The organism is Candidatus Obscuribacterales bacterium (genome assembly GCA_036703605.1).
In the GTDB taxonomy this organism is placed as follows: domain Bacteria; phylum Cyanobacteriota; class Cyanobacteriia; order RECH01; family RECH01; genus RECH01.
On the sequence record DATNRH010000614.1, the window covers coordinates 1 to 4,297 of the forward strand.

Below are 4,297 nucleotides of genomic sequence, written 5' to 3' on the forward strand. Positions count from 1 at the left end.
AGCAGTCTCATACACTAGACATAAACAACGAGCGAATGATGAGGCGATCGCCCCTAGTTCCCAGAGCAATCGCCACGATGAACGTCATGACTGAGTCTAGAGAGAAGCGATCGCCCCTTTCTAGGCATGGTGATAAGTCGCGCCTATGAACTAGGCTGTAACTTGAATTCTTAACGTCAGGCTGAGAAAACCCCATAGCTACATCAAGCAGTACAGCTTTTCTAGCCTTCTCATGGGTGCCCCGATGTGCCTCGGGTATAGGTGGGCAACCATCGAGGTGTGCCCTGTCTCTCAGAACTCTGCCTCCAAGGTCTAGATTGAAGACCTGGTTGACTCAAAAAACTCGAAGACCCTCTTGCTCCCCTGCTCCCACAAGGAGAGAACGAATTGGAGGATGAGGAGCAAAGATGGGTCTGCCAATTGGATGGAAGACACTGATCATGCACGACGTAACTCAAACGGTGGCTCATCCGTACCTCGCAGATGGATATGAATCGAACTTACAGCGGCGGGCATCCTGGCTTAGAGACTCATCATGCATCTCATCACAGTTGCGGGACAGCGCCGGATTCTCACCGAACTTTCCCCCTTACGTTTAGTGGCTGCTTCCCACTAAAACCAGCTTTGTTCTAAGCCTATCACAGCACCTATGGGTTCTAGCCGTCCTTGCTTCCCATCCAATGCTCTCTCACGTTGGGAGACAACAGAAACTTCACACCCAACAGCAACCATCCTGAAAATCGGATTGCTACAATCAGGGGATCACGTGAATCTACGCAATTGATCAACATGACTTGTCTCTTTTTCTGAACAATTCAAGACAAGATCTTTAAGTGTTGAATCATGATAAACAGTATCCACCATTACAATTTTGAGGGGGAATCCATTGAATGTCCCCCCATATATTCTTGTGATCAGGAGATTTTGAATGCTACGAAGATTTACGGAGCTCATGGGTCGTCACTGGCAAACGGTTTTGAGTTTTTCATTGGGACTATGTCTATGTTTTGGGCTTGCAGTCGTCAGTACGCCCACCACAGCGCAATCGATCACCTCTGGACGGGTGACCGAAATTTTAGACAGCGATCAGGTCTATATCCAAGAAGCGATCGCTCGGGTGAATGATACGGCTAGCCAAGGGCAGCAAGTGCGCACCGGCAGTGCCCGCGCGCAAGTTAACTTCAACACAGGAGCAGTAGCTCGTCTAGCCAGCAACTCTGTATTGACCATTGGACAATGCGCCAATTTACAGCGCGGCACCCTACTGGTGAATGGTTCGATCAATGGCTGCACCCCCTCTACCCTAGCTGGGGTAAGAGGTACGACCTATTTGCTATCCGTTGATGAGGCAGGACAGGAGACTATTCAGGTGCTAGAGGGTGAAGTGACCCTGAGCAAGCAGGTGGCGGTCGATACGGCCCCAGATACCGCTCCATTAGAGACTTCAGATGGTACATCGGATGTCAACCAGGATTCCATCACCTTGATGGCGGGGGAAAAGGTTCAAACCACAGAAGGTGAAGACTTTGGCACCGTGGAGCGTATGACCGCGAATGACTTCATTGAAATTCTGCTGGGAGAATTATTTGATGCATTTTCGGGAGAACTACCAGGCATGGATCAAATTCGTGAGAGCTTTACCCAGCTCTTCCCTGGTGTGCCGTATCCCAGCGGCATCTCACCGATCGAGTCTATAGCTCCTCCTCGACCTAGCCTACCTTTCTAGAGTTGAAGATGGTGGGATCAGCTGGATCCATGATTCTAAACTCTTTTTGATGAGGGCGTTGTTGAGTACGGCTATCCATCTTGTTGGCCTTCCTGAGGGGCAGCAGGGGGGGCACCCCAGCCTAGATGATGGCTTGATAAGCAGCGCCTTCTTACGGTCTAGTAGCTCCCCGCCATGCATTGCCTGCTTACTAAACAGGTAGACCGTAGGTGGACTTCAATAAACCTTCTTGTAGGATGCTGTTAGGCGAAGCCGTAACGCACCGTCAACTTTTAATGGGGGATTCCCAATCCTGTTGGAATAGACCTCATCGGTAATTAGTTGCTCGACATCCAAATAGATGTAGTAGCTATAAGATCGATCAGTTTCGGGCTAAGAATTGATTGCTTTTCCTAATTCCGATTAAGTCCAATATTCACAGCTGGGATGTCTTGCCTTCGATCCCCCGCCTTGCCAAAAGGGCGACAAGGCGGCTACTGACATCTGGGTGCTGCCAAAGCGTTGGATGACTAGCGTGTCTAACTGGATTAGATATTGCTATCCATCAACAGAGCTTTCGGCTTAGTCATACTAAATTCGTAAAGATAAAGACTGCAATAAGGGTTTTATTACCATGTTACGCCGTTGTTTATTGAAATTTAAACCCAACCTATCGTCTAAGAGTACATCTGGCAGACGTAAGATAAGTCTTATTTACTTAAGTTATGTGATAATTGGATGCATCACGCTTGGTAGCACTGCGCTAACGGCTACTAACCATCCCTTAACCCAGCTGATCGAAAAGCGATCGCAAATCATATTTTATCGATTGCGTGGGGTTGTGACACCGCCCGACGACATTATTATTCTAGCTATCGATCAAGCATCTCTGATCCAAGGAGAATTTTATACATCGAAACCAGAACAGTATGCAGATTTAGCTCCCATCCAAAGCTGGCCCTGGCAACGTCGTGCCTATGCGATCGCCCTTGATCGTCTCATGCAGGCGAGGGCGCGATCGGTATCCCTAGATGTATTATTTCTAGATCCTAGTTCTTACGGAGTTGAAGACGATCAGAGTCTAGAGCAGGCCCTGCAAGCCTATGGCGATCGCATTGTTCTAGCAGGATTCTATGATGCCTACAGTCATGACGGTAATCTTACCCATCAACTAGCTCTGCCCATTCTATGGGGTTCCGAAGATAATTATCACGGACATATTAACGTCATTCCAGGGGTGGATGGCCGCATCTATGACCAGCCCAGTCGCTATTATGATGAGGTCATTGCCTCGCCTCTTCCGCAACTTCCAAGTTTTGCCGAGGCTAGCCTACAAGCTGCCGAACGAACAGCAGTACTTCCTCCCAATATGGCAAGGTCGGAACTCTACTACTATGGCCCTGGCGGTAGAACATTTCGCCAAGTGCCATTTTGGGAGATTTTAGATCCGGTGACCTGGGCTAGGCATCAGCGGCAAAGAACGTTTGACAACAAGATTGTATTAATTGGCGCAACGGCCGTCAGTTTAGAAGATTTAGTCCGCACTCCCTTCGATGATCACACCCCCGGTGTTGAACTCCATGCTACGGCGATCGCCAATTACTTGCAGGGAAAAGTCGTCACCCATTGGCTGCCCCGTCCAGGCTATGATGCCGTCTTAGTGTTGATGATCACCGGCAGTAGCGGCATCCTCTTGTGGGTTGTTCGTAAGGCGTCCCGTCAGGTGGTGGCAACCCTGGTTCTGTTTCTCAGTTGGGCAAGTATTAGTTATATTATCTTTGTTGTGGGCAGGCATAGCTTACCCACCATGATTCCCCTAGGAGCGATCGCTCTTAGTGGTTCGACGGCGATCGTCGCCAATTCAATTCAAAGCCAGCTTGAGCAGCAACGATTACGCCGCACGTTAGAACGATACGTAGCCTCTCCCATCGTGCAGGAAATTCTCACTCACTATTCTGAGGACTACCAGTCCTTACTCAAGGGTAAGCGCCTCAATGCTACGATTCTATTCTGTGATATTCGAGGGTTTACGACTCTATCGATGAACTCTGATCCAGAAGCCCTCGTAGAGCAACTCAATGAATATCTAGATGTGATGGTCGAAGTGATTCTGAATGCAGGTGGTACGGTGGATAAATTCATTGGCGATGCGATCATGGCAGAATTTGGATCACCGCTATCTCAAGGAGAACGGACAGATACACTCAATGCTGTACGAGCTGTGTTAGAGATGCGTAAGGCATTGGTTCATCTGCAAGCTAAGTGGCAAGATGCGGGAAAACCGATCTTATTTAACGGCATCGGCTTAAATTTTGGTGAAGTCGTTGCTGGTGATATTGGTTCATTGCGCCGTAGAGAATATGCAGTTATTGGTGATACGGTCAATATTGCTAGCCGGGTGGAAGGCATGACCCGTAAGTTCTGGACAGATATCCTAATCACGGATTCTGTCTACCAGTGGGTGAAGGATGAGGTGAATGTGGTGTGTGTAGGCAATCATCCCCTAAAAGGACGAGAACGCAATACCGTACGTCTCTATACCCTGGTTGGCATGAAGGGTGATGATCCATCGCTATACCGAACGGTTCATCA

2 protein-coding genes and 1 riboswitch are annotated in these 4,297 nt (G+C 48.7%); both genes read left to right on the forward strand.

Translation table 11 applies throughout. From position 1 onward, the window contains the following. Nucleotides 1-489: 489 nt before the first annotated feature. Nucleotides 490-638, reverse strand: a riboswitch (cobalamin riboswitch). Between the two features lie 290 nt (nucleotides 639-928). Next, a complete protein-coding gene (locus V6D20_13080) occupies nucleotides 929-1,726 on the forward strand; it encodes a FecR domain-containing protein (GenBank protein ID HEY9816713.1) in 798 nt (265 codons plus the stop codon). A gap of 613 nt (nucleotides 1,727-2,339) precedes the next feature. Beyond that, nucleotides 2,340-4,297: adenylate/guanylate cyclase domain-containing protein (locus V6D20_13085; GenBank protein HEY9816714.1), on the forward strand; the 1,958-nt coding region annotated here is incomplete at its 3' end.

Coding starts and splice junctions, on each gene's coding strand:
- V6D20_13080 (HEY9816713.1), top strand. CDS start 929: ATGCTACGAAGATTTACGGAGCTCATGGGTCGTCACTGGCAAACGGTT.